The organism is Nocardiopsis gilva YIM 90087 (genome assembly GCF_002263495.1).
Taxonomy (GTDB): domain Bacteria; phylum Actinomycetota; class Actinomycetes; order Streptosporangiales; family Streptosporangiaceae; genus Nocardiopsis_C; species Nocardiopsis_C gilva.
This window is the reverse complement of the sequence record NZ_CP022753.1, coordinates 4,169,559-4,192,191: the sequence shown is the minus strand read 5'-3', so window position 1 is coordinate 4,192,191 and position 22,633 is coordinate 4,169,559. Positions and strand designations below refer to the sequence as shown.

Sequence of the window (22,633 nt, the reverse complement as noted above, 5' to 3'; positions counted from 1 at the left end):
CCGGTGGGCCATATTCCGTGCGGTGCCTGAGACCGGGGCCGGTGTGTTCTCCACCGCCCGAACCGCGCGCCGATGCCGAGGGGGCTGAAGCAAGAACATGGCCGAGCAGCTGGTGATCCGGGGCGCCCGGGAGCATAACCTCAAGGATGTCTCACTGGATCTTCCGCGCGACGCGATGATCGTGTTCACCGGCCTGTCCGGATCGGGCAAGTCATCGCTGGCGTTCGACACGATCTTCGCTGAGGGGCAGCGCCGCTACGTGGAATCGCTTTCGGCCTATGCCCGGCAGTTCCTCGGCCAGATGGACAAGCCCGACGTCGACTTCATCGAGGGCCTGTCCCCGGCGGTCTCCATCGACCAGAAGTCGACCAGCCGCAACCCCCGCTCCACGGTCGGCACCATCACCGAGGTCTACGACTACCTGCGACTGCTGTGGGCGCGCATCGGCGTGCCGCACTGCCCCGAGTGCGGCAGGGAGATCGCCCGGCAGACCCCGCAGCAGATCGTCGACCGCGTCCTGGAGCTCACCGAGGGGACCCGCTTCCAGGTGCTCGCGCCGGTCGTGCGCGGACGGAAGGGCGAGTACACCGAACTCTTCAAGGACCTGCAGTCCAAGGGCTTCACCCGGGCCATGGTCGACGGCGCGATGGTGCGGTTGGACGAGGCGCCCACCCTGAAGAAGCAGGAGAAGCACGACATCTCCGTCGTCGTCGACCGCCTCACGGTCAAGGAGTCGGCGAAGAAGCGCCTCACCGACTCCATCGAGACCGCGCTCCAACTGGCGGGCGGCACCATCGTGCTCGACTTCGTCGACCTGCCCGCCGACGACCCCGAGCGCGAGAAGGTCTTCTCCGAGCACCTGTTCTGCCCCTACGACGACCTCTCCTTCGAGGAGCTGGAGCCGCGCTCCTTCTCCTTCAACTCGCCCTACGGCGCCTGCCCCGAGTGCGCCGGGCTCGGCACCCGTATGGAGGTCGACCCCGAACTGCTCATCCCGGACCCCGCCAAGGCGCTCAGCGAGGGCGCCATCGCCCCCTGGTCGGGCGGGCACGCCACCGAGTACTTCGGGCGCCTCATGCAGGCCGTCGGCGATGCCATCGGCTTCGACCTCGACACTCCCTGGGAGCGGCTGCCCAGAGCCGCCCGCAAGGCGCTGCTGGAGGGCCACGACACCCAGGTGAACGTGCGCTACCGCAACCGCTACGGGCGCACCCGCTCCTACTACACCGACTTCGAGGGCGTCATCCCGTGGGTGAAGCGCCGCCACTCCGAGAGCGAGAGCGACTACGGCCGCGAGCGCCTCGAGGGGTACATGCGCACCGTGCACTGCCCCGCCTGTGACGGCCAGCGGCTCAAGCCGGTGGTGCTGGCGGTGACCGTCGGCGGCGCCTCGATCTCCGAGGTCAGTGCCATGCCGCTGAACGAGTGCGCCCAGTTCCTGCGCGACCTCAGGTTGAGCGAGCGCGACCAGGTCATCGCCGCACAGGTACTCAAGGAGATCAACGCCCGCCTGGGCTTCCTGCTCGACGTCGGGCTCGACTACCTCAACCTGGAGCGCCCCTCCGGCTCGCTGTCGGGCGGTGAGGCACAGCGCATCCGTCTGGCCACCCAGATCGGCTCCGGCCTGGTCGGTGTCCTCTACGTGCTCGACGAGCCGTCCATCGGCCTGCACCAGCGCGACAACTTCCGGCTGCTGGAGACGCTGCAGCGGCTCCGCGACATCGGGAACACCCTCATCGTGGTGGAGCACGACGAGGACACCATCCGCGCCTCCGACTGGGTCGTCGACATCGGCCCCGGAGCGGGGGAGCACGGCGGCAAGATCGTCGTCTCCGGTCCCGTGGAGGACCTGCTGTCCAGCACGGACTCCGCCACCGGCGACTACCTCTCGGGTCGGCGGGCGATCGAGGTTCCCACCGATCGCCGCCCCGTCCCCAAGGGCCGAGAGCTGGTGGTCAGGGGCGCCCGCGAGAACAACCTGCACAACATCGACGTCGCGTTCCCGCTCGGCGTGTTCACGGCCGTCACCGGGGTCTCCGGGTCCGGGAAGTCCACCCTCGTCAACGAGATCCTCTACAAGGCACTGGCCAAGGAGCTGCAGGGCGCCCGCTCGGTGCCGGGACGGCACACCAGGGTCAACGGGCTCAACCAGGTCGACAAGATCGTGCACGTCGACCAGAGCCCCATCGGCCGCACACCGAGGTCCAACCCCGCCACCTACACCGGGGTCTTCGACCACATCCGCAAGCTCTTCGCGCAGACCACCGAGGCGAAGATGCGCGGCTACCAGCCGGGCCGCTTCTCCTTCAACATCAAGGGCGGTCGCTGCGAGGCGTGCGCGGGCGACGGCACCATCAAGATCGAGATGCAGTTCCTGCCCGACGTCTACGTCCCCTGCGAGGTGTGCCACGGGGCGCGCTACAACCGCGAGACGCTGGACGTCCACTACAAGGGCAAGACCATCTCCGAGGTGCTCAACATGCCGATCGAGGAGGCGCTGGAGTTCTTCGAGCCGATCTCCGCGATCCGTCGGCACATGCAGACCCTGAACGACGTCGGACTGGGCTACGTGCGGCTGGGTCAGCCCGCGACCACGCTCTCCGGTGGCGAGGCCCAGCGCGTGAAGCTCGCCTCGGAGCTGCAGCGCCGCTCCACGGGGCGGACCGTCTACGTGCTGGACGAGCCCACCACCGGCCTGCACTTCGAGGACATCCGCAAGCTGCTCGGCGTGCTCAACCGGCTGGCCGACAGCGGGAACACCGTCATCGTCATCGAGCACAACCTCGACGTCATCAAGACCGCCGACTACATCATCGACATGGGACCCGAGGGCGGTGCCCGGGGCGGCACGGTCGTCGCTACCGGCACCCCCGAGCAGGTCGCCGCGGTCAACGACTCCTACACCGGGCAGTTCCTCGGCAAGATGCTCTAGCCGCGACGGTTTCACGGACTAGGGTGGGACACGGAATCTCCACTGCCTGGGGCGCGATCGGCCTGGGAAGATACTGACCGGAACGGTTGCGGCCGGGTGGGGAGTGCGTGGGTCGGCACTGCCCGGGCTGGCATTCGCCGGGCCGGCACGTTATCGGCCAACACGTTATTGGCTGGCACGTCGCTGGCCAGCCGTGTCATGGGCCAGCGCTGTCGTGAGGCAAGCACTCATGTGCGCAGGCACCGTGATGAAGCAAGCACTGTGGTAAAGCAGGCACTGTTGTGAAGTCAGCACAGTTGTGAGCAAGCACCGCCGTGAGCAAGCACCGCCGTGAGCAAACGCTGTGTCGGGTAACAACGCTGTTCGGTAACACTGTCGGGGCCGACGCTTCCGGTGTCGGAACGCCTGGAATCGAGGAGATGATGAACGACGCCCTCTCCGGGGAGCCCGGTGCCGGCGTCCAGGTACCGGCCGGAATGGGCATGCGGGTGCTCGCGCGGGCGATCGACCTGGTGATCGTCGGCGCCATCGGACTGGTCGTCAGCGCCGCGGTCTCCTACGAGGTACCGGTCGGCACCGAGACCCTGCTCAAGGAGTTGTTGGCCTCGCTGGTCACCTCCCTCCTCCTGTTCGTGCTCTACGCGGGGTACGAGGTCTCCTTCACCGCGCTGTACGGCGCCACGCCGGGCAAGCTCTTCTGTCGCCTGCGCATCGTCGCGGCCGTGGACGAGGAGACGGGGAGCGGCGGCGGACTGCCCGATGCCCTGGGCGTACTGAAGCGTTCCACCGTCCTCTACCTGTCGGTGCTGCTCAACTTCATCCCGATCATCGGCCTGCTGGCACTGGGCGTGTCCATCTACGCGGTCACATCGGCGTTCCTCGACCAGCCGCGGGGCAGGGGACTGCACGATCGCATCGGCGGTACCGAAGTGGTGACCACGCGCGAGCGGCCGGTATCGTCGGATGACGTCTGATACGGGCGTTTTGACGCCCATCACCGCCCCGATCAGCCCCAGCCGAGAGGGTCCCAGCTCAGATGAACCAACCTCCGCCGCCGTGGAATGAGGGCGCGGTGCCCGGCCCCGGTCCTGGCGCTTCCGGCACACCCGGTGGGCCACCCGAGGGGGCAGGCGTGCCCGGGGTTCCCGGAGGACGCGGGTACTCCGTCGGGGCGGCACCCGGAAGCCCTTACGGCGCGCCTCCGCCCTACCTCGGTCCCGGCGTGGCGGGCCCGGGCGCGGGACCCCAGTCCGAACCGCCGCGCCCACCGGCCGCGTGGCTGCGGCGTGCGGGCGCGCGGCTCGTCGACGTCGTCCTGGTGATGATCCCGGCCGCCATCGTGGCCGCGATCGTCGGCTTGGTGTGGTTCGGTGCGCTGGCGCTCGGCGGCAGCGCGAAGGCGCAGAACTTCTTCATCATCTTCTGTGTCTGCTACTACCTCATCCTGGTGGTCTACGACGCGGTGAATGTGGCGCGCAAGCGCCGCACCGTCGGCAAGAAGCTGCTCGGCCTCGAAGTGGCGCCCCAGGACGGAGAGGGCCGTCCGGGTCCCATCGCCATCACCTCGATCGTCGCCCGCGCCGCCGTGTTCCACCTGTGGGTGCTGTTCTGGTGGATCCCCGGCTGGAACTGGGTGGTCAGCATCCTGTTCCTGGTCTTCTGTGCGCTGTGGCCGCTGCGGGCGCGCCCTTACCCCCAGGGGATTCACGACAGGGTCGCGCGCACGATTGTGGTGCACACCGCCTGACCAGCTTGCGTCGCATCGCGTACCCGGTGGTCAGTCCGCACCAAAGTAGTACTACGCTATGTAGTGCTTTTCTGGGTTCGATCGAAGGGAGCCGCGCGATGGACGCGGGGGCGACGTGTGCGTGCGGAATGAGCCGGAGACGGCTGTTCGGCGCGGCGGGGGCCGCGGGGGCCGCCGTAGTAGGGGCGAGCGCGTGCTCGAGCGCCGAAGGCCGTCCCAAGCCGCAGGACGCGGTGCGGGGGACGGTGGTCGCGCAGACGACGGACATCCCCGAGGGCAGCGGCAAGGTCATCGTCCGCGACAAGCTCGTCATCACCCAGCCGAAGAAGGGCGACTTCCGGGCCTACAGCGCCGTGTGCACCCACTCGGGATGCACGATCCAGGAGGTCACCGAAGCCGACAACATCCACTGCCTGTGCCACGGCAGCGAGTTCGACATCGCGACGGGTGAGGTGCTCAAAGGCCCGGCCACCGAGCCGCTGGAGAAGTTCGGGGTCACCGTGAAGGGGACCGACATCGTGCTCGACGAGGACGAGTAGGCCATCCGTCCCCGCCCGGTACCGCGACGGTGCCCGCGAGGTGCGATCACAACAGCGGCGGGGCGCCCCCTTGGGGCGCCCCGCCGCTGTTTTTCTCACCAGGAAGCACACAGGGGGAGGCTCAGGTGCCGTCCCCATCGCCGTCATCAGACCCGTCGGGTCGTGACCCCTCCGGCCCTTCCGAGGACTCCTCCCGCAGCGATCCGTCGGGAGCCCCGCCCGTGCCGTGGGACCGAGCGCGGGCGCGCCGGAAGGCCGAGTCGGGGAAGATCTCGGCGTAGGCCTCCTCCCCTTCCCGGAAGACGAACTCGGTCCGGCGGCGCGGGAGCGAGTCCGGGTAGTGCGTGGTGATGAAGGAGATCAGGTGCTCGCGCAGGTCGCAGCAGAGGTCCCAGCGTGCGTCGGAGTCGGCGGTGGTGGCCACGGCGCGCAGCTCGACCAGGCCGCCCTCCAGGATGTCGGTGGCCTGCAGCGACCAGCGGCGCCCGTCCCACAGGGGGTGGGAGGTGACGAAGTCGCCCACCTCCGCGCGCAGCCGCTCGATCGGGATACTCCAGTCGACTCGGAGCATCACCCAGCCGGTGATGGAGGTGCTCTCCTTGGTCCAGTTCTCGAACGCGTTGCCGGTGAAGTGGGAGACCGGCACCACGAGCCGCCGCTCGTCCCACAGCCGCACCGTGACGTTGGTCAGGCTGAGCTCCTCGATCCGGCCCCAGTTGCCCTCGAACACGACGATGTCGTTGATCCGCAGCGAGTCGCTGAACGCCAGCTGCAGCCCGGCGAAGAGGTTGCCCAGCGTCGACTGGGCGGCGACACCGGCGACGATGCCTATCAGTCCGGCGGACGTCAGCAGCCCGGCGCCGAGCAGCTTCACCGAGTCGAAGGTGAACAGCACCGCGGCCGTGGCGATGACGGCGATGACGGTGGCGACGATCCGGCGCAGCAGGCGCACCTGGGTCTGCAGCCGCCGGGCCCGGCGGTCGGCGTCCCCGTTGCTGTTCGAGAGCCGCTCCAGCACGCTGTCGGTGATCGCGTAGGCGATCGTGATGGCGAGCCACGTCAGCGTGATGATCATCGCGATCGCCAGCACGTGCTGGATCACCGGGTAGAGCGCGGTGTCCTTCATCTCGGTCTTGTCGGGCCGCGCGATGTTCACCCCGACGACGATGGCCGCGGCGTAGGCGGAGTAGCGGCAGCGCCGGACCAGGAGCGGGGCCACCTGCCAGACCTTGGACAGCTGATGGGTGAGCAGCCAGTGCACCACCGTCACGAGCAGGACGGAGATCGCGACGGAGACGCCGATCACGGTCCACTGTGCGGCATCCACGGAAACGGTCCCCCTTAGAGAACGTGAGAGAAACGGAATAATCGGCAAGTACCACGCCTAACTTAGGCCATCGAGATACCGAATCGTGACGTTTGACGGGTGAGGCATCGCATGCTCGCTGGCCACCGCCTGCAGTTCCCACCTTAGATCCGCGGTCGGCCCGGTCCCGGGACACGCCGATCGGGCGGCCGGCGCCCCGCCAGGTGGCCGAATGTCACCCTCGCCCACGAGAATGGGGCTATGGCTGCCCGTTCCCATCTGCGCCCCAGTCCCGGTTCCATCCCGACCTCCCCGGGGGTGTACCGGTTCCGGGACGAGCACGGCCGGGTCATCTACGTCGGCAAGGCCAAGAACCTGCGGGCCCGGCTCTCCTCCTACTTCCAGGACTTCGCCGCCCTGCACCCGCGCACGCAGAGTATGGTCTCCACCGCCGCCGACGTCGACTGGACGGTCGTCGGTACCGAGGTGGAGGCGCTGCAGCTGGAGTACTCCTGGATCAAGGAGTACGACCCGCGCTTCAACGTCAAGTACCGCGACGACAAGAGCTACCCCTACCTCGCGGTCACCCTCAACGAGGAGTACCCGCGCGTGCAGGTCATGCGCGGCGCCAAGCGCAAGGGGGTGCGCTACTTCGGCCCCTACGGGCACGCCTGGGCCATCCGGGAGACCGTCGACCTGCTGCTCCGCGTCTTCCCGGTGCGCACCTGCTCGGCCGGGGTGTTCCGCGGCGCCCGCAACAGTGGCCGCCCCTGCCTCCTCGGCTACATCGGCAAGTGCGCCGCGCCGTGCGTGGACCGGGTCTCGGCCGAGGAGCACCGGCGGTTGGCCGAGGACTTCTGCGCCTTCATGGCGGGCGACACCGGCCGGTTCATCCGGAGGCTCGAACAGAGCATGCGGGAGGCCGCCGCCGAGCAGGAGTACGAGCGCGCCGCACGCATCCGCGACGACATCGAGGCCCTGCGCACCGCCCTGGAGAAGCAGGCCGTGGTGCTGGGCGACGCCACCGACTGCGATGTGATCGCGTTCGCCGAGGACCAGCTGGAGGCCGCGGTCCAGGTGTTCTACGTGCGCGGCGGGCGCATCCGCGGCCAGCGCGGCTGGGTGGTCGACAAGGTCGAGGACGTCGGCACCGGCGAACTCGTCGAGCGCTTCCTCGCCCAGACCTACGGCGGCACCATCGGCGCGGGGGCCGGCGGCGCCACCGACGACGAGGCGCCCGGCGGCCCCGAGTCGGCGATTCCGCGCGAGGTGCTGGTGTCGGCGGAGCCCGCCGACCGGGAGGCGGTCATCGCCTGGCTCAGCGAGCGCCGCGGCACGAACGTGAACCTGCGGGTGCCCCAGCGCGGCGACAAGAAGAACCTGCTGGAGACCGTGGCGAAAAACGCCGAGCAGGCGCTGGCCCGGCACAAGACACAGCGCGCCGGCGACCTCACCACCCGCAGCCGCGCGCTGAACGAGATCCAGGAGGCGCTCGGCCTGGACGAGGCGCCGCTGCGCATCGAGTGCTACGACATCTCCAACCTCATGGGCGAGCACGTCGTGGCGTCGATGGTGGTCTTCGAGGACGGCCTGGCGCGCAAGCCGGAGTACCGGCGCTTCAGCGTCCGCGGTATGAGCAAGGGCGACAAGGAGCAGAACGACGTCGCCTCCATGCACGAGGTCATCAAACGGCGCTTCACCCGCTACCTTGAGGAGAGCAGCCGCCACGGCGAGGTCGCCCGCATGGGCGACGGCGCCACAGGCGAGGGCACGGCGCCGGAGGACGGCGAGGGTGCGGCGGTCAAGCCCGGGAAGTTCGCCTACCCGCCTAACCTGGTCGTGGTGGACGGCGGCCTCCCGCAGGTGCGGGCCGCGCGGCAGGCCATGGACGAGCTCGGCATCGAGGACATCGCGGTGTGCGGGCTGGCCAAGCGCTTGGAAGAGGTGTGGCGGCCCGACGACGAGGACCCGGTCATCCTGCCGCGGGCCGGAGAGGGGCTCTACCTGCTGCAGCGGGTGCGCGACGAGGCGCACCGGTTCGCGATCACCTACCACCGGCAGAAGCGGGCCAAGGCGCTCACCGGAAGCGCGCTGGACGACCTGCCGGGCCTGGGCCCGGCCCGGCGCTCCGCGCTGATCAAGCACTTCGGGTCGGTGAAGCGGCTGGCGGCGGCCGACACCGAGCAGATCGCGGAGGTGCCCGGCATCGGGCCGCGCCTGGCGCAGACCATCCACGACCGGCTGACCGGCACGAACAGCAGCACGAACAGCAGCACAGACAGCGGCGCCCACAGCCGCACAGACACCGGAGCGGCGACGACCACCGCCACCGAGGCGGCGGGCCCGGACACAGGTGTGTCCGGCAGGGGAGACGACACGGAGCGTGAGCCGCGCCGTAACGCGCCGGACAATGAGGGCGGCTAGCGTCGGAGACCCGAGCGTGGGGCGCACGGGCGCGCGACGAGGCGTGCGTGAATGAGGACCAGTGGCGAGACCAATCGTGAATTGGGGGAGAGGGGACGGATGACGAACAATCTCAGCGGGGAACTCCCGCCCGAGATCGTCATTGTCACGGGCATGTCGGGTGCGGGTCGGAGCACGGCCGCACGGGCGCTGGAGGACCTCGACTGGTTCGTGGTCGACAACCTCCCGCCGGGGCTGCTCCCGACCATGATCGATCTCGCCGGGCGTACCCAGGGCGCGGTCCCGCGCGTCGCCGCGGTCGTCGACGTTCGGAGCATGGCCTTCACCGAGGACCTGCTGTCCACTGTGGAGGAGCTGCGCTCCCGCGGCATCATCGCGCGCGTGGTGTTCCTGGAGGCGGGCGACGACGAGCTGGTCCGCAGATTCGAGAGCGTGCGCCGTCCGCACCCGTTGCAGGGGGACGGTCGGCTCACCGACGGCATCTCGCGCGAGCGCGAGACCCTGCGCGCCATCCGGGGCGAGGCCGATCTGGTCATCGACACCTCGCAGATCAACGTGCACCAGCTCAAGGCGAAGGTCATCGGCTTCTTCGGCGGGGCCGAGGAGGCGCGCCCGCGCGCGAACGTGGTCTCGTTCGGGTTCAAGCACGGCCTGCCCGTCGACGCCGACCTGGTCCTCGACTGCCGCTTCCTGCCCAACCCGCACTGGATCCCCGAGCTGCGGCCGATGAACGGGCGCGACACCCCGGTGCGCGAATACGTCCTGGCCCAGGACGGCGCCAAGGAGATGCTGGACGCCTACACCGAGGTCCTGCGCCTGATCCTCGCGGGATACCAGCGGGAGGGCAAGCACTACATGACGTTCGCCGTGGGGTGTACCGGCGGTAAGCACCGCAGTGTCGCCATGGCGGAGCGCTTCGGTGAGCGCCTGCGCGAGCAGGGGATCGAAGTGCACGTGGTCCATCGCGACCTCGGCCGGGAGTGACCTGGCCAGGATCGAGGGGTGCTGCCGATCCCCCGGCGGCCGGTGGACCCTGGGGAGCGGCGGAGAAGCGGGCGCAGAGCAGCGGCGCGAAGCCGCACCGCCGAGTCCGGATGGCCAAGGGGCGCCGGGATCCCTAGCATTGGCACGTTCACCCTCGGTGGCGCGGAGCTCTTCGACACGTTCGGCGCGGGCACCCTGCTTCGGGCGCGGACCGCGGACAAGAAGCGGGAAAGAAAAGGTACGAGGTACACGGCACTGATGTCAGGCAACACGCAGGCGCGCGACGACGACGGACGCGCCGACCCGGACCGGCCGGCGGCGGACTCCGCCGAGGACGGTCTCCCCCCGCGCGTCGTGGCCCTGGGCGGCGGCCACGGGTTGCACGCCTCGCTGTCGGCGCTGCGCCGCGTGACCACCGACCTCACCGGGGTGGTCACCGTCGCCGACGACGGCGGGTCGAGTGGTCGGCTGCGCCGTGAGCTCGGCGTGCTGCCACCGGGCGACCTGCGCATGGCTCTCGCCGCGCTGTGCGGCGACGACGAGTGGGGCCACACCTGGAGTGAGGTGATCCAGCACCGCTTCCGCTCCGAGGGCGAGCTGCACGGCCACGCCGTGGGCAATCTGCTCATCGTCGCGTTGTGGGAGCTGCTCGGCGACTCGGTGGCCGGGCTCGACTGGGTGGGCCAGCTGCTCGGCGCGCACGGACGTGTGCTGCCCATGTCGTCGGTACCGCTGGACATCGCCGCCGAGGTGCAGGGCGTCGATCCCACGCGGCCCTATGACCTGACCACCGTGCGCGGCCAGGTGGCCTGCGCCAGCACGCGCGGCCGGGTGCGCTCGATCTCGCTGATCCCGGAAAACCCGCCCGCCTTCCCGCAGGCGCTCAAGGCGGTCCGGGAAGCCGACTGGGTGGTGTTCGGCCCCGGCTCCTGGTTCACCAGCGTGCTGCCGCACCTGCTGGTTCCCGAGCTGGCCGAAGCCCTGGTGGCCACCCCGGCGCGCCGGATCGTGACCCTCAACCTGTCGCCGCAGCGGGGCGAGACCGACGGCTTCCAGCCCGAGACCTACCTGGAGGTGCTGGCCGCACACGCGCCGGACCTGCGGGTGGACGTGGTGTTGGCCGATCAGGGTGTGGTGGAGGACACCACGCGGCTGACCGAGGCCGCCAAGGCGCTCGGCGGACGCCTGGTGCTGGCCGATGTCGGCGCGCCCGACGGGTCGCCGCGCCACGACCACGAGCTTCTCGCCGCCGCCTTCGACGACATCATTCGAGGCTGACCGAAACCGCCGATCGGCGGCTCCCCGCCCGCCACGCGGCACCGCCGCACCGCGGGGATCGGCCGTCGTGTGGAGCCGTCACCGGGCGGGCGGGTGAGCGTTCCGTCCGATGGCGGTCGGAGGCCGGCGGGGCGGCGGCCCTATTCCTACCAAGATCGTTGGAAGCGGGAAGAACGCGACTCGCCGGTTCGACCAGGGAGATCGGACACGCGGCCAGGGGAGTGGCGAACCGGCTGTGGGCCAGTAGTCTGCGTACGAGGCCGCTGCGTTCGTACCCACCGTGCGTGAGTCGTCGCCCCTGTGGCGATCGCGGCCGCCTCGCGATGGCGAGGACCCCGCAGGCGTGGGGGAGAACCGCGACGGATTCCAGGGGGAGGACCGCATCTATGGCGATGACCGGTGTGGTGAAGGACGAGTTGAGCAGGCTGACCGTTCTCAAGCCATGCTGTCGCAAGGCAGAGGTCTCCACGATCCTCCGGTTCACCGGCGGTCTGCACCTCGTCGGTGGACGCATCGTGATCGAGGCCGAGCTCGACACCGGGGCGGCCGCCCGCCGGTTGCGCAAGGACATCTCGGAGGTGTTCGGGCACGAGTCCGAGGTCGTCGTCCTGGCCCCCAGCGGGCTGCGCAAGGGCAACCGCTATGTCGTCCGGGTGATCAAGGACGGCGAGAGTTTCGCCCGCCAGACCGGGCTGATCGACAACAACGGGCGGCCGGTGCGCGGGCTGCCGCGGCACGTCGTGGCCGGGGGGTCGTGCGATGCGGAGTCGGCGTGGCGCGGCGCGTTCATCGCCCACGGGTCGCTGACCGAGCCCGGGCGCTCGATGTCGCTGGAGGTCACCTGCCCCGGCCCGGAGGCCGCCCTGGCCCTCGTCGGCTCGGCGCGGCGGTTGAAGGTGCACGCCAAGGCGCGCGAGGTGCGCGGGGTGGACCGTGTTGTCGTGCGCGACGGTGACTCCATCGGGGCGCTACTCACGCTGCTGGGCGCGCACCAGAGTGTGCTGGCCTGGGAGGAACGGCGGATGCGGCGCGAGGTGCGGGCCACCGCCAACCGGCTGGCCAACTTCGACGACGCCAACCTGCGCCGCAGCGCCCGCGCGGCGGTGGCCGCCGGTGCCCGGGTGGAGCGGGCACTGGAGATCCTCGGCGACGAGGCCCCCGACCACCTCGTCGCGGCCGGGCAGCTGCGGCTGGCCCACAAGCAGGCGTCGCTGGAGGAGCTGGGCCAGCTGTCCGCACCGCCGCTGACCAAGGACGCGATCGCCGGCCGCATCCGGCGGCTGCTCGCCATGGCCGACAAACGCGCCTCCGACCTCGGCATCCCCGGCACCGACGCCAACCTGACCCCGGACATGCTGGTGCCGTAGGCCGCTGGCGGAATGCTCCGGTGCCGGAGCCCGACCGCCCCGTGGACATGGCGTCACATACCAACCGGCGTCACATGCAACCGGTGTCGCATACCAACCGGTGTTGCCGTATGTGAACGGCGACGATGTCCGGATAACTTCGGAAAATGGTATAGACCTCTGCGTGACCAGGGTGCCACCATGGTCGGGGTGCTCGCGGAGCAGGTCGTTGAAGGCAGCAGGTCGTCGAAGGCAGGGCGGACATCACTACCTGCCACTACTCCGCTAAGCTCGGTTTCGACCCCAGCGCGCATCTTCGCCGGGCCGGTACAACTAATGCCTCGTCGGTGCGGCGATCGTCAAAGCATGCAACAAGTGAGGAGACTGGTTCCGTGACCATCCGTGTAGGCGTCAACGGATTCGGCCGGATCGGCCGCAACTTCTGGCGGGCGGCCCAGGCCGCCGGCAGCGAGGTGGAGATCGTCGCGGTCAACGACCTCACCGACAACGCCACGCTCGCTCACCTGCTCAAGTACGACACCGTGCTGGGCACCCTCGACGGCGACGTCGCGGTCGACGGCGACACCATCCGCGTCGGCAACGCCTCGGTCAAGGCCATCGAGGAGCGCGACCCGGCCCAGCTGCCGTGGAGCGACCTCGGCGTCGATGTCGTGATCGAGTCCACCGGTCGCTTCACCAAGGCCGAGGACGCCAAGAAGCACATCGACGCCGGTGCCAAGAAGGTCATCATCTCCGCTCCGGCCAAGGGCGAAGACCTGACCGTCGTCATGGGCGTGAACGACGACAAGTACGACCCCGCCCAGCACCACATCCTGTCCAACGCCTCCTGCACCACCAACTGTGTGGCGCCGATGGCCAAGACGCTGCTGGACAACTTCGGCATCGTCAAGGGTCTGATGACCACGACCCACGCGTACACCAACGACCAGGTCATCCTGGACTTCCCGCACAAGGACCTGCGTCGGGCGCGCGCCGCTGGGCAGAACATCATCCCGACCACCACGGGCGCCGCCAAGGCCACCGCCCTGGTGCTGCCGGAGCTCCAGGGCAAGCTGGACGGCATCGCCATGCGCGTCCCGGTGCCGGACGGCTCCGTCACCGACCTGGTGGTCGAGCTGGAGCGCGAGGTCACCACGGACGAGGTCAACGCCGCCTTCAAGGCCGCCGCTGAGGGCCCGCTCAAGCAGGTGCTGACCTACACCGAGGACCCGATCGTCTCCTCCGACATCGTCGGCACCTCCCCGTCGTGCACCTTCGACGCGGGCCTGACCATGGCCTTCGGCAACACGGTCAAGATCGTCGGCTGGTACGACAACGAGTGGGGCTACTCCAACCGCCTCGTGGACCTGGCCAAGCTGGTCGGCTCCAAGCTGTAACCGTCACCGGGTCCGGCCGTGTGAGTACCGGGGTGGCGCCCCTTCGACGTGAAGGAGGGGCGCCACCGTTCCCATGTACAGGGCGGTTCTGTACGGGGCGGTTTCGCGCGAGCCACCACCGCGGAAGAATGGAGAGACTCACATGCGGACGATCGAGGACCTCGACGTTTCCGGCAAGCGCGTGTTCGTCCGGGCCGACCTCAACGTCCCGCTCGACGGTGACCGCATCACCGACGACGGCCGGATCCGCGCCGCTCTGCCCACCATCGCCAAGCTGCGCGAGCGCGGCGCCCGCGTCATCGTCGCCGCCCACCTCGGCCGGCCGAAGGGCGCACCCGACCCGAAGTACACGCTGCGCCCCGTCGCCGCCCGGCTCGGCGAGCTGCTCGGCACCGAGGTCGCCTTCGCGACCGACACCTCCGGGGAGTCCGCCGCCGCGGTGAGCGCGGCGCTGGCCGACGGCGAGGTCGCGCTGCTGGAGAACCTGCGCTTCGAGGCCGGGGAGACCAGCAAGGACGACGCCGAGCGCGGCGCGTTCGCCGACCGCCTGGCCCGGCTCGCCGACCTGTACATCGGTGACGGGTTCGGCGCCGTGCACCGCAAGCACGCCAGCGTCTACGACCTGCCCCAGCGGCTTCCGCACGCCGTCGGCGGCCTGGTGCTCGCCGAGGTCGAGGTGCTGCGCAGGCTGACCGTCGACCCCGAGCGGCCCTACGCCGTCGTTCTCGGCGGAGCCAAGGTCTCCGACAAGCTCGACGTCATCGACAACCTGCTCAACACCGCCGACCGCCTGATCATTGGCGGCGGCATGGTCTACACCTTCCTCAAGGCGCGCGGGTACGAGGTCGGCAGCAGCCTGCTGGAGTCCGACCAGGTCGAGACGGTCCAGGGCTACCTGCAGCGGGCCCAGGACAAGGGCGTGGAGATCGTGCTGCCGGTCGACGTCGTCGCCGCCGAGGCGTTCTCCGCCGACGCGCCGCACGGCCCGGTCGACGCCGACGCCATCCCCGCTGACCGCATGGGCCTGGACATCGGGCCGAAGAGCGTCGAGCTCTTCGCCGCCAAGCTGGCCGACGCCCGCACCATCTTCTGGAACGGCCCGATGGGCGTCTTCGAGATGGAACCCTATTCGCACGGCACCCGCGGCCTGGCCGAGGCGCTCATCGGCTCCGGCGCGTTCACGGTCGTCGGTGGCGGCGACTCCGCCGCCGCGGTTCGCGCGCTCGGCTTCGACGAGAAGGCCTTCGGGCACATCTCGACCGGCGGCGGCGCGAGCCTGGAGTACCTGGAGGGCAAGAGCCTGCCGGGCATCGAGGCGCTCGACGACTGATCACCTGACCGACGCCCACCACCGCAGTCGAGGAAACCGAAACACCATGGCAAACGCCAAGCGCAAACCGCTGATCGCGGGCAACTGGAAGCTCAACAACAACCACCTCGAGTCGATCGCGCTCGTGCAGAAGCTGGCGTTCGCCCTGAACGACGCTGACTTCGACGCCGCCGAGGTCGTGGTGCTCCCGCCGTTCACCAACCTCCGGACCGTCCAGACCCTGGTCGACGGCGACAAGCTGAAGATCGGCTACGGCGCCCAGGACATCTCCGAGCACGACAAGGGCGCCTACACCGGTGAGGTCTCCGGTGCGATGCTGGCCAAGCTCGGCTGTTCCTACGCCCTGGCCGGCCACTCCGAGCGGCGCGAATACCACCACGAGGACGACGCGATCGTCAACGCGAAGGTCAAGGCGGCGTTCGCCAACGACATCACCCCGATCCTGTGCCTGGGGGAGGGGCTGGAGGTCCGCAAGGCCGGCAACCAGGTCGCCCACACCCTGGCCCAGCTCGAGGGCGCGCTGAAGGACGTCACCGCCGAGCAGGCCGCCCGGCTGGTCATCGCCTATGAGCCGGTCTGGGCCATCGGCACCGGCGAGGTCGCCACGCCCGATGACGCGCAGGAGGTCTGCGCGGCGCTGCGCCAGCGCATCGGCGAGCTCTACACGCCCGAGATCTCCCGCGAGACGCGCATCCTGTACGGCGGCTCGGTCAAGGCCGACAACATCGCCGGGATCATGGACAAGAGCGACGTCGACGGCGCGCTCGTCGGTGGCGCCAGCCTCAAGCCCGAGGAGTTCGTGAAACTGGCCCGCCTCGGCGAGGAGAAGTGATATACCGCTGCTGAGCGGCTATGAACGGATGACCAGTGGACGCGGTGGGGCCCGCACCCTGGCGCGCGGGCCCGCGCCGTGTCGCTGGACCGTGACGTGATCGGCCCGACCGGCCGGACCAGCGGCGAAGCGAATCGCGGTTCGTTGGGCCGCTGTCGGAACGGAACGGTCCTCCGCGCGCGTTAGACTGCGCGGAAGGTATTTTCCTGCAGTGTCCGTGTGTCGTTGTGGCGCACGGTAAAATCGAGCAACGTCCCCGGTCCCTCCTCCGTCTGGCCCATGACCCCGCCACAGCGGGGCCCTCCTGCGGTCGTTGGATCTAGGTCGTCAATTCCCCCTCGTCGGGGTCGAGTTACGGGTGAGAGCGTGATCATCGGTCTGTCCATTGTCGTGATGCTCTGCAGCGTGCTGCTGATCCTGCTGGTGCTCCTCCACAAGGGCAAGGGCGGTGGCCTCTCCGACCTGTTCGGCGGCGGTGTGACCTCTTCGCTGGGCGGATCGTCGGTGGTGGAGCGCAACCTCGACCGGCTGACAGTCGCCACAGGTCTGATCTGGATCGTGAGCGTGGTCGTGCTCGGTCTGCTCATCAACCGGGGCGTATAGGCCCGTCCGCGCCTCGCGCCCGCACGGCGCGGGTGTGCGTGTGACGCGCCCCGCCGCGGTGTGGGGCGCGTGTCCGTTGTCCCCCGTCGTGGGGTATGTCCGCCGAAGGAGTTTTTCGTGGGTAGTGGCAGCGCCATCCGTGGCAGCCGCGTCGGCGCCGGTCCCATGGGCGAGGCCGAGCGCGGTGAGTCCGCGCCGCGTATCCGGGTTCCGTTCTACTGCGCCAACAATCATGAGGTCGTGCCGAGCTTCGCGCACGAGGCGCAGGTACCCGAGGAGTGGGACTGCCCCCGGTGCGGTTTCCCCGCGGGGAAGGACCCGCACAACCCCCCGGCCCCGCCGCGTACCGAGCCGTACAAGACACACCTCGCCTACGTGAAGGAGCGCCGCAGCGACGAGGAGGGCCAGGCCATCCTGGACGAGGCGCTCGCCAAGCTGCGCGCCGACCGCGCTGAGGTGGAGGCCTACATGCGGGCCAACGCCAACTGACGCGAAGCCGACGAGGGTCGGATACAGACGTCACGGCGCCCGTTGGTTCAGGACCGACGTGCGCCGCTGTCATATCCGGCCCCGTCCCGTGCCGGCTCAGTGCCGACGCCGACGCAGGTACAGCCGGGTCACGTAGGGAATCTCGACCCGGTCCGCTGCGCCGTGGCGCTCCAGCAGGGCGCGCAGCTCGGCCGAGGTCCGCTCGTGGCCGAGTCGGCGCACGACCGGTCGCATCATGGTGGTCGACATCGCCAGGCCGATGAAGGCGTCGGGGTCCAGCGTCCGCACCCAGGGCGTGGCGCTGTCGTCGGCGTCTCCGAGCCCGTCCACGCGGTCCAGTTCACCGGCGAAGTCGATGGCCCGGTAGTGGCGCGAGTACCCGTCGCCGTGACGTTCGAGGAACGTCTCGTAGTCGTCGACGAGGGCGCTGCGGTCCCAGTCCTTGTCGTTGGCCATCAGCGCCAGCGCTCCGCCGGGGCGCAGCGCGCGGACCGCCTCGGCGTAGAAGGCCGGACGGTCGAACCAGTGCGCCGCCTGCGCCGCCATGACCAGGGAGGCGGTCCCGTTCGCCGCGGGCAGGGACTCGGCGGTGCCTTCACGGAACCGGATGTCCATCGCCTCGCGGGGGCCGCCGGGCCCGTGCTCCGATTCGGCTGTTGTGCGCATGCCCGTCCCGGGTTCCACCCCGACGATCTCGGGCTCCGGGCCGAAGGCGGCCCGCAGCGCGCGGGAGGAGATGCCGGTACCCGCCCCCACGTCGATGAGCAGTGCCGGGCCTTTGCCGTGCGCGCGGTGCCCTCGCGCACATAGGCGGTGATCCGGTCCAGTGCGGCCCGGGATAGCTGGGCCGGAAGCGCTCGTAGAGCTCGGCTAGATCGTTGAACTGCTGTGTGTCGTCGATGACACTCACCCGTCTCGGTCCACTGCCACGGCGGCCCCGTTCCGCTCGCGGATCGCCGGAGCGATCCCGCCGCGCTTCAGGTTCAGTTGTACCCCGTGGTTGGGGCGCGTGGGGCAGCGGGTGCGGCGCGTCGGGCATCGGGGGTCGAGACGGTGTCCGCTCATGTCAGGGCGGCCCCGGTTGCTTGCCTCCCAGCCGCCGGGTCAGTTCGGCGGCGGCGTCGCGGGCGCGGCCCGCCAGTGCCGCCGGGGTGACCGGGCGCGCGGTGGGGATGGTGAGGCTGATCGAAGTGACCGGGGCGCCGTTGTGGTCGAAGGCGGCCGCCGCCACCGACGAGAACCCCTCGGTCACCTGGCCCTCCTCGATCGCGTAGCCCTGCCTGCGCTCGCGGCCGAGAAGTTCGCGCAGCTCGCTGGGGGAGGCCGGGCCGAGACCGGTCCGCGTGACGAAGCTGTCGGCGTTGGGGTAGAGCGCCCGCACCTGCGCGCGGGGCAGGTGGGCCAGCAGCGCCCGGCCCGAGGCGGTGAGGTGCGCGGGCAGCCGCACCCCGACCCCGGTGATGAGCGTCGGTGCGTGTGGCGGCTGCTCCTTGAGCAGGTAGAGCGTGTCGGAGCCGTGCAGCACACCGAGGTGCGCGGTCGCGCCGGTCTCCTCGCTGAGCCGCTCCAGCAGGGGGCGGGCCAGGCGCTCCATCGGGTCGTGTCGCAGGTAGGCCGACCCGATCTCGAACGCCGCCACGCCGAGCCCCCAGCGGTGCTCCTCGGGCAGGTGGGTGACGAACCCTTCCTCGGCCATCGCTTCCAGCAGCTGGTAGACGCTGGAGCGCGGCAGGCTCAGCTCGGAGGCGATGGCGGTCGCCGACACCGGCCCGGAACGCGTCGCGAGGAACCTGAGCAACCGGAGTGCCCGGGTGGCCGCCGGAACGTGGGTCATGGCCGCGATTCTGCCACGCAGCGCGACGGCTTTCGGTCGATCCGCCGTCGAGCCGGGCCATCGGGATCGCCCCCGCTGCGGCTCTCCGCCGCTGTCCTCGTGCCTGCCCCCACTCCACCCGCCCGGAGACCGGTGCCCCGGGCCCCGGGCCCCGGGGGTGACGATCCCACTGGGCGACGGCGGGGACATCTGAAATATCAGACACAACCCGAGTGTCACCCCTCGCGAGAATGGTGCGAAGGGCGTGCAATGGGAACATGTCCACCACCCTTGAGATTCCGGTTGGCCGTGAGCCGCTGAGCCCCCAGGACGTCGTCGCCGTCGCGCGCGCGGGAGCGCGCGTTCAGATCACCGACGACGCGCGCAAGGCCCTGACCGAAGGGCGCGAGCGGGTGCAGGCACTGGCCGCCGGGGAGGTCCCCGCCTACGGGGTGAGCACCGGATTCGGTGCGCTCGCCACCCGGCACATCGCGCCCGACCTGCGTGCCAAGCTGCAGCGGTCGCTGATCCGCTCGCACGCCGCGGGCACCGGTGCAGAGGTCGAGCGGGAGGTCGTCCGCGCCCTCATGCTGCTCCGACTGCGCACGCTGACCTCCGGCAACACTGGTGTGCAGGTCGTGACCGCCGAGACCCTCGCCGGCATGCTCAACGCCGACATCACCCCCATCGTGCGCGAGTACGGCAGCCTCGGTTGCTCCGGCGACCTCGCGCCGCTCTCCCACATCGCGCTCGCGCTCATGGGAGAGGGCGAGGTCCGCACCGTCGACGGCACGGTCACCTCCGCCTACACCGCTCTGCACAGCGCCGGGATGCGCCCGGTCGAGCTCGGCGCCAAGGAAGGGCTCGCCCTGATCAACGGCACCGACGGCATGCTCGGCATGCTGCTGCTGGCCTGCCACGATCTCGACCGGCTGGTCCGCGTCTCCGACATCAGCGCCGCCATGAGCGTCGAGGCGCTGCTGGGCACGGACCGGGTCTTCGCCGCCGACCTGCAGGAGCTGCGTCCCCACCCCGGGCAGGCGTCCTCGGCGCGCAACCTGCGCAACCTGCTGGCCGACTCGCCCATCGTGGCCTCGCACCGCGGCCCTGACTGCACCCGGGTCCAGGACGCCTACTCGCTGCGCTGCGCGCCCCAGGTCACCGGGGCCGTGCGCGACACCCTCGACCACGCCCGCAACGTGGCCATGCGCGAGCTCGCCGCGATCATCGACAACCCCGTCGTGCTGGACGACGGCCGGGTCGAGTCCAACGGCAACTTCCACGGCGCCCCCGTCGGCTACGTGCTCGACTTCCTCGCCATCGGCGTCGCCGACCTCGCCTCCATCGCCGAGCGCCGCACCGACCGCATGCTCGACGTCGCGCGGTCCCACGGCCTGCCCGCTTTCCTGGCCGACGACCCCGGCGTGGACTCCGGCCACATGATCGCCCAGTACACCCAGGCCGCGATCGTCTCCGAGCTCAAGCGCCTGGCCGCGCCCGCCAGCGTCGACTCCATCCCGAGCTCGGCCATGCAGGAGGACCACGTCTCCATGGGCTGGTCGGCCGCGCGCAAACTGCGCCGCGCCATCGACGGCCTGACCAGTGTCCTGGCCGTGGAGCTGCTCACCGCCGCCCGCGCTCTGGACCTGCGCTCGCCGCTGCTGCCCGCACCCGCCACCGGCGCCGTGGTGCGCACCCTGCGCGAGCAGGTCCCCGGCCCCGGCCCGGACCGCTACCTGGCGCCCGAGATCGACGCGGTCGCCGCCCTCATCACCGACGGCTCCGTCCTTGAGGCGGCCGAATCCGTTACCTCGCTCGCCTAGCAACCCCACGTGACCCAGAAGGGGAAAGGGGAATCGACGAAGATGACGACCCACAACGCGGCCTCCGGCCCGCGCCCGGTGCGCGCCCCGCGCGGCACCGCGATCTCCGCCAAAGGCTGGCAGCAGGAGGCCGCCCTGCGGATGCTTCACAACAACCTCGACCCGGAGGTCGCCGAGCACCCCGATGACCTCGTCGTCTACGGCGGGACCGGCCGGGCCGCCCGCGACTGGCACAGCTTCGACCGCATCTCGGCCTCCCTGCGCGACCTGGAGGCCGACGAGACGCTGCTGGTGCAGTCCGGCCGCCCCGTCGGCATCATGCGCACCCACGAGTGGGCGCCGCGCGTGCTCATCGCCAACAGCAACCTCGTCGGCGACTGGGCGAACTGGGAGGAGTTCCGCCGCCTGGAGGCGCTCGGCCTCACCATGTACGGGCAGATGACCGCCGGGTCCTGGATCTACATCGGCACCCAGGGCATCCTCCAGGGCACCTACGAGACCTTCGGAGCGGTCGCCCGCAAACTGGGCGGCTCGGACGGGCCGGGCAACGGGACGCTCGCCGGAACCATCACCCTCACCGCGGGCCTCGGCGGCATGGGTGGCGCCCAGCCGCTCGCCGTCACCATGAACGACGGCGTCGCCATCGTGGTGGAGTGCGACTCCAGCCGCATCGACCGCCGCATCGAGCACCGCTACCTCGACGCGCGCACCGACAGCATCGACGAGGCGCTGCGCCTGGCCGTCGAGGCGCGCGACGCCCGCCGCCCGCTGTCCATCGGCCTGCTCGGCAACGCCGCCGAGGTGGTGCCCGAGCTGCTGCGCCGCGGCGCCCCCATCGACATCGTCACCGACCAGACCTCCGCCCACGACCCGCTGGCCTGCCTGCCGGTCGGCGTGCCCTTCGAGGAGTGGCGCGACTACGCCGCCGCCAAGCCCGAGGAGTTCACCGAGCGGGCGCGCGCCTCCATGGCCGTGCACGTCGAGGCGATGGTCGGCTTCATGGACGCCGGAGCCGAGGTGTTCGACTACGGCAACTCGATCCGCGGCGAGGCCCAGACCGCCGGGTTCGCCCGCGCGTTCGACTTCCCGGGTTTCGTGCCCGCCTACATCCGCCCGCTGTTCTGCGAGGGCAAGGGCCCGTTCCGGTGGGCGGCGCTGTCCGGCGACCCCAAGGACATCGCCCGCACCGACCAGGCCATCTGCGAGCTCTTCCCCGACAATGAGCACCTCATCCGGTGGATCCGGATGGCCGGGGAGCGTGTGGCCTACCAGGGGCTGCCGGCCCGCATCTGCTGGCTCGGCCAGGGCGAGCGCGCCGCCGCGGGCCTGCGCTTCAACGAGCTCGTCGCCTCCGGCGAGATCAGCGCGCCCATCGCGATCGGCCGCGACCACCTGGACACCGGTTCGGTGGCCTCCCCCTACCGGGAGACCGAGGCGATGAAGGACGGCTCCGACGCGATCGCCGACTGGCCCCTGCTCAACGCACTGGTCAACACCTCCTCCGGCGCGTCGTGGGTGTCCATCCACCACGGTGGCGGGGTCGGCATGGGACGCTCGATCCACGCGGGCCAGGTCACGGTCGCCGACGGCACCGACCTGGCCGCGATGAAGCTGGAGCGGGTGCTCACCAATGACCCGGCCATGGGCGTCATCCGGCACGTCGACGCCGGTTACCCCGAGGCCCAGGAGGTGGCCCGGCGGCACGGTGTGCGCGTTCCGATGAGCGAGGGCTAGGCCCGCGCCCGCGGGACGAAGCGGTGCCAGGGCCGACTTCCCCTCAGCCCTGGCAC

18 protein-coding genes are annotated in these 22,633 nt (G+C 70.4%); 15 read left to right on the top strand and 3 right to left on the bottom strand.

Going from position 1 to position 22,633, the window contains the following annotated elements; all coding sequences use genetic code 11:
- The first annotated feature begins 97 nt into the window (after positions 1-97).
- From uvrA to CDO52_RS18890, 4 genes are all read left to right on the top strand, one after another.
- Positions 98-2,932, top strand: a complete 2,835-nt coding sequence (gene uvrA / locus CDO52_RS18905) for an excinuclease ABC subunit UvrA (RefSeq protein ID WP_094932583.1) — start codon at positions 98-100, stop codon at positions 2,930-2,932.
- A gap of 419 nt (positions 2,933-3,351) precedes the next feature.
- Positions 3,352-3,906 carry an RDD family protein gene (locus CDO52_RS18900; protein ID WP_017618062.1) on the top strand — a complete coding sequence of 185 codons (555 nt, stop codon included), beginning with the start codon at positions 3,352-3,354 and terminating at the stop codon, positions 3,904-3,906.
- Between the two features lie 158 nt (positions 3,907-4,064).
- Positions 4,065-4,679: an RDD family protein gene (locus CDO52_RS18895; RefSeq protein ID WP_157745642.1), complete on the top strand. Its 615-nt coding sequence runs from the start codon at positions 4,065-4,067 to the stop codon at positions 4,677-4,679.
- A 128-nt stretch (positions 4,680-4,807) separates the two neighbouring features.
- Positions 4,808-5,218: a Rieske (2Fe-2S) protein gene (locus CDO52_RS18890; protein ID WP_026125678.1), complete on the top strand. Its 411-nt coding sequence runs from the start codon at positions 4,808-4,810 to the stop codon at positions 5,216-5,218.
- A gap of 121 nt (positions 5,219-5,339) precedes the next feature.
- On the opposite strand, the gene CDO52_RS18885 is transcribed toward CDO52_RS18890, so the two are convergent.
- Complete coding sequence (locus CDO52_RS18885) at positions 5,340-6,545, bottom strand: mechanosensitive ion channel family protein (RefSeq protein ID WP_017618065.1); 1,206 nt, start codon at positions 6,543-6,545, stop codon at positions 5,340-5,342.
- Between the two features lie 240 nt (positions 6,546-6,785).
- On the opposite strand from CDO52_RS18885, the gene uvrC reads away from it, so the two are divergent.
- From uvrC to CDO52_RS18840, 9 genes are all read left to right on the top strand, one after another.
- Complete coding sequence (gene uvrC, locus CDO52_RS18880) at positions 6,786-8,948, top strand: excinuclease ABC subunit UvrC (protein ID WP_083919793.1); 2,163 nt, start codon at positions 6,786-6,788, stop codon at positions 8,946-8,948.
- A 99-nt stretch (positions 8,949-9,047) separates the two neighbouring features.
- Complete coding sequence (gene rapZ / locus CDO52_RS18875; RefSeq protein WP_017618067.1) at positions 9,048-9,932, top strand: RNase adapter RapZ; 885 nt, start codon at positions 9,048-9,050, stop codon at positions 9,930-9,932.
- Positions 9,933-10,190: 258 nt separating this feature from the next.
- On the top strand, positions 10,191-11,210 hold the full coding sequence (locus tag CDO52_RS18870) for a gluconeogenesis factor YvcK family protein (RefSeq protein WP_017618068.1): 1,020 nt from the start codon (positions 10,191-10,193) through the stop codon (positions 11,208-11,210).
- 386 nt (positions 11,211-11,596) lie between these two features.
- A complete protein-coding gene (gene whiA / locus CDO52_RS18865; protein ID WP_094932582.1) occupies positions 11,597-12,577 on the top strand; it encodes a DNA-binding protein WhiA in 981 nt (326 codons plus the stop codon).
- 371 nt (positions 12,578-12,948) lie between these two features.
- A complete protein-coding gene (gap, locus tag CDO52_RS18860) occupies positions 12,949-13,953 on the top strand; it encodes a type I glyceraldehyde-3-phosphate dehydrogenase (protein ID WP_017618070.1) in 1,005 nt (334 codons plus the stop codon).
- A 142-nt stretch (positions 13,954-14,095) separates the two neighbouring features.
- The gene (locus CDO52_RS18855; RefSeq protein WP_017618071.1) at positions 14,096-15,283 is read left to right on the top strand and encodes a phosphoglycerate kinase; all 1,188 of its coding nucleotides are present in this window, start codon (positions 14,096-14,098) and stop codon (positions 15,281-15,283) included.
- A gap of 46 nt (positions 15,284-15,329) precedes the next feature.
- Positions 15,330-16,115, top strand: a complete 786-nt coding sequence (gene tpiA, locus CDO52_RS18850; RefSeq protein ID WP_017618072.1) for a triose-phosphate isomerase — start codon at positions 15,330-15,332, stop codon at positions 16,113-16,115.
- A 366-nt stretch (positions 16,116-16,481) separates the two neighbouring features.
- Complete coding sequence (gene secG, locus CDO52_RS18845; protein WP_017618073.1) at positions 16,482-16,718, top strand: preprotein translocase subunit SecG; 237 nt, start codon at positions 16,482-16,484, stop codon at positions 16,716-16,718.
- A 117-nt stretch (positions 16,719-16,835) separates the two neighbouring features.
- The gene (locus CDO52_RS18840; RefSeq protein WP_017618074.1) at positions 16,836-17,207 is read left to right on the top strand and encodes an RNA polymerase-binding protein RbpA; all 372 of its coding nucleotides are present in this window, start codon (positions 16,836-16,838) and stop codon (positions 17,205-17,207) included.
- Between the two features lie 96 nt (positions 17,208-17,303).
- On the opposite strand, the gene CDO52_RS18835 is transcribed toward CDO52_RS18840, so the two are convergent.
- Positions 17,304-17,963 carry a class I SAM-dependent methyltransferase gene (locus CDO52_RS18835; protein ID WP_232524249.1) on the bottom strand — a complete coding sequence of 220 codons (660 nt, stop codon included), beginning with the start codon at positions 17,961-17,963 and terminating at the stop codon, positions 17,304-17,306.
- Positions 17,964-18,273: 310 nt separating this feature from the next.
- Positions 18,274-19,041 carry an IclR family transcriptional regulator gene (locus tag CDO52_RS18830; protein WP_094932581.1) on the bottom strand — a complete coding sequence of 256 codons (768 nt, stop codon included), beginning with the start codon at positions 19,039-19,041 and terminating at the stop codon, positions 18,274-18,276.
- Between the two features lie 257 nt (positions 19,042-19,298).
- Between CDO52_RS18830 and hutH the strand changes: the two genes are divergently transcribed.
- Together hutH and hutU are read left to right on the top strand one after the other, a co-directional pair.
- The gene (gene hutH, locus CDO52_RS18825; RefSeq protein WP_094932580.1) at positions 19,299-20,843 is read left to right on the top strand and encodes a histidine ammonia-lyase; all 1,545 of its coding nucleotides are present in this window, start codon (positions 19,299-19,301) and stop codon (positions 20,841-20,843) included.
- A gap of 42 nt (positions 20,844-20,885) precedes the next feature.
- Positions 20,886-22,577, top strand: coding sequence for a urocanate hydratase (hutU, locus tag CDO52_RS18820; RefSeq protein WP_017618078.1), 1,692 nt, complete (start codon positions 20,886-20,888; stop codon positions 22,575-22,577).
- Positions 22,578-22,633 lie beyond the last annotated feature (56 nt).

What these genes read in the sequence shown, in the direction of transcription:
- CDO52_RS18890 (WP_026125678.1), top strand. Translation starts at nt 4,808, where the DNA reads ATGAGCCGGAGACGGCTGTTCGGCGCGGCGGGGGCCGCGGGGGCCGCC.
- CDO52_RS18855 (WP_017618071.1), top strand. Translation starts at nt 14,096, where the DNA reads ATGCGGACGATCGAGGACCTCGACGTTTCCGGCAAGCGCGTGTTCGTC.
- CDO52_RS18830 (WP_094932581.1), bottom strand. Translation starts at nt 19,041, where the DNA reads ATGACCCACGTTCCGGCGGCCACCCGGGCACTCCGGTTGCTCAGGTTC.
- whiA (WP_094932582.1), top strand. Translation starts at nt 11,597, where the DNA reads ATGGCGATGACCGGTGTGGTGAAGGACGAGTTGAGCAGGCTGACCGTT.
- hutU (WP_017618078.1), top strand. Translation starts at nt 20,886, where the DNA reads ATGACGACCCACAACGCGGCCTCCGGCCCGCGCCCGGTGCGCGCCCCG.
- tpiA (WP_017618072.1), top strand. Translation starts at nt 15,330, where the DNA reads ATGGCAAACGCCAAGCGCAAACCGCTGATCGCGGGCAACTGGAAGCTC.
- CDO52_RS18900 (WP_017618062.1), top strand. Translation starts at nt 3,352, where the DNA reads ATGATGAACGACGCCCTCTCCGGGGAGCCCGGTGCCGGCGTCCAGGTA.
- uvrC (WP_083919793.1), top strand. Translation starts at nt 6,786, where the DNA reads ATGGCTGCCCGTTCCCATCTGCGCCCCAGTCCCGGTTCCATCCCGACC.
- CDO52_RS18870 (WP_017618068.1), top strand. Translation starts at nt 10,191, where the DNA reads ATGTCAGGCAACACGCAGGCGCGCGACGACGACGGACGCGCCGACCCG.
- hutH (WP_094932580.1), top strand. Translation starts at nt 19,299, where the DNA reads ATGTCCACCACCCTTGAGATTCCGGTTGGCCGTGAGCCGCTGAGCCCC.
- uvrA (WP_094932583.1), top strand. Translation starts at nt 98, where the DNA reads ATGGCCGAGCAGCTGGTGATCCGGGGCGCCCGGGAGCATAACCTCAAG.
- rapZ (WP_017618067.1), top strand. Translation starts at nt 9,048, where the DNA reads ATGACGAACAATCTCAGCGGGGAACTCCCGCCCGAGATCGTCATTGTC.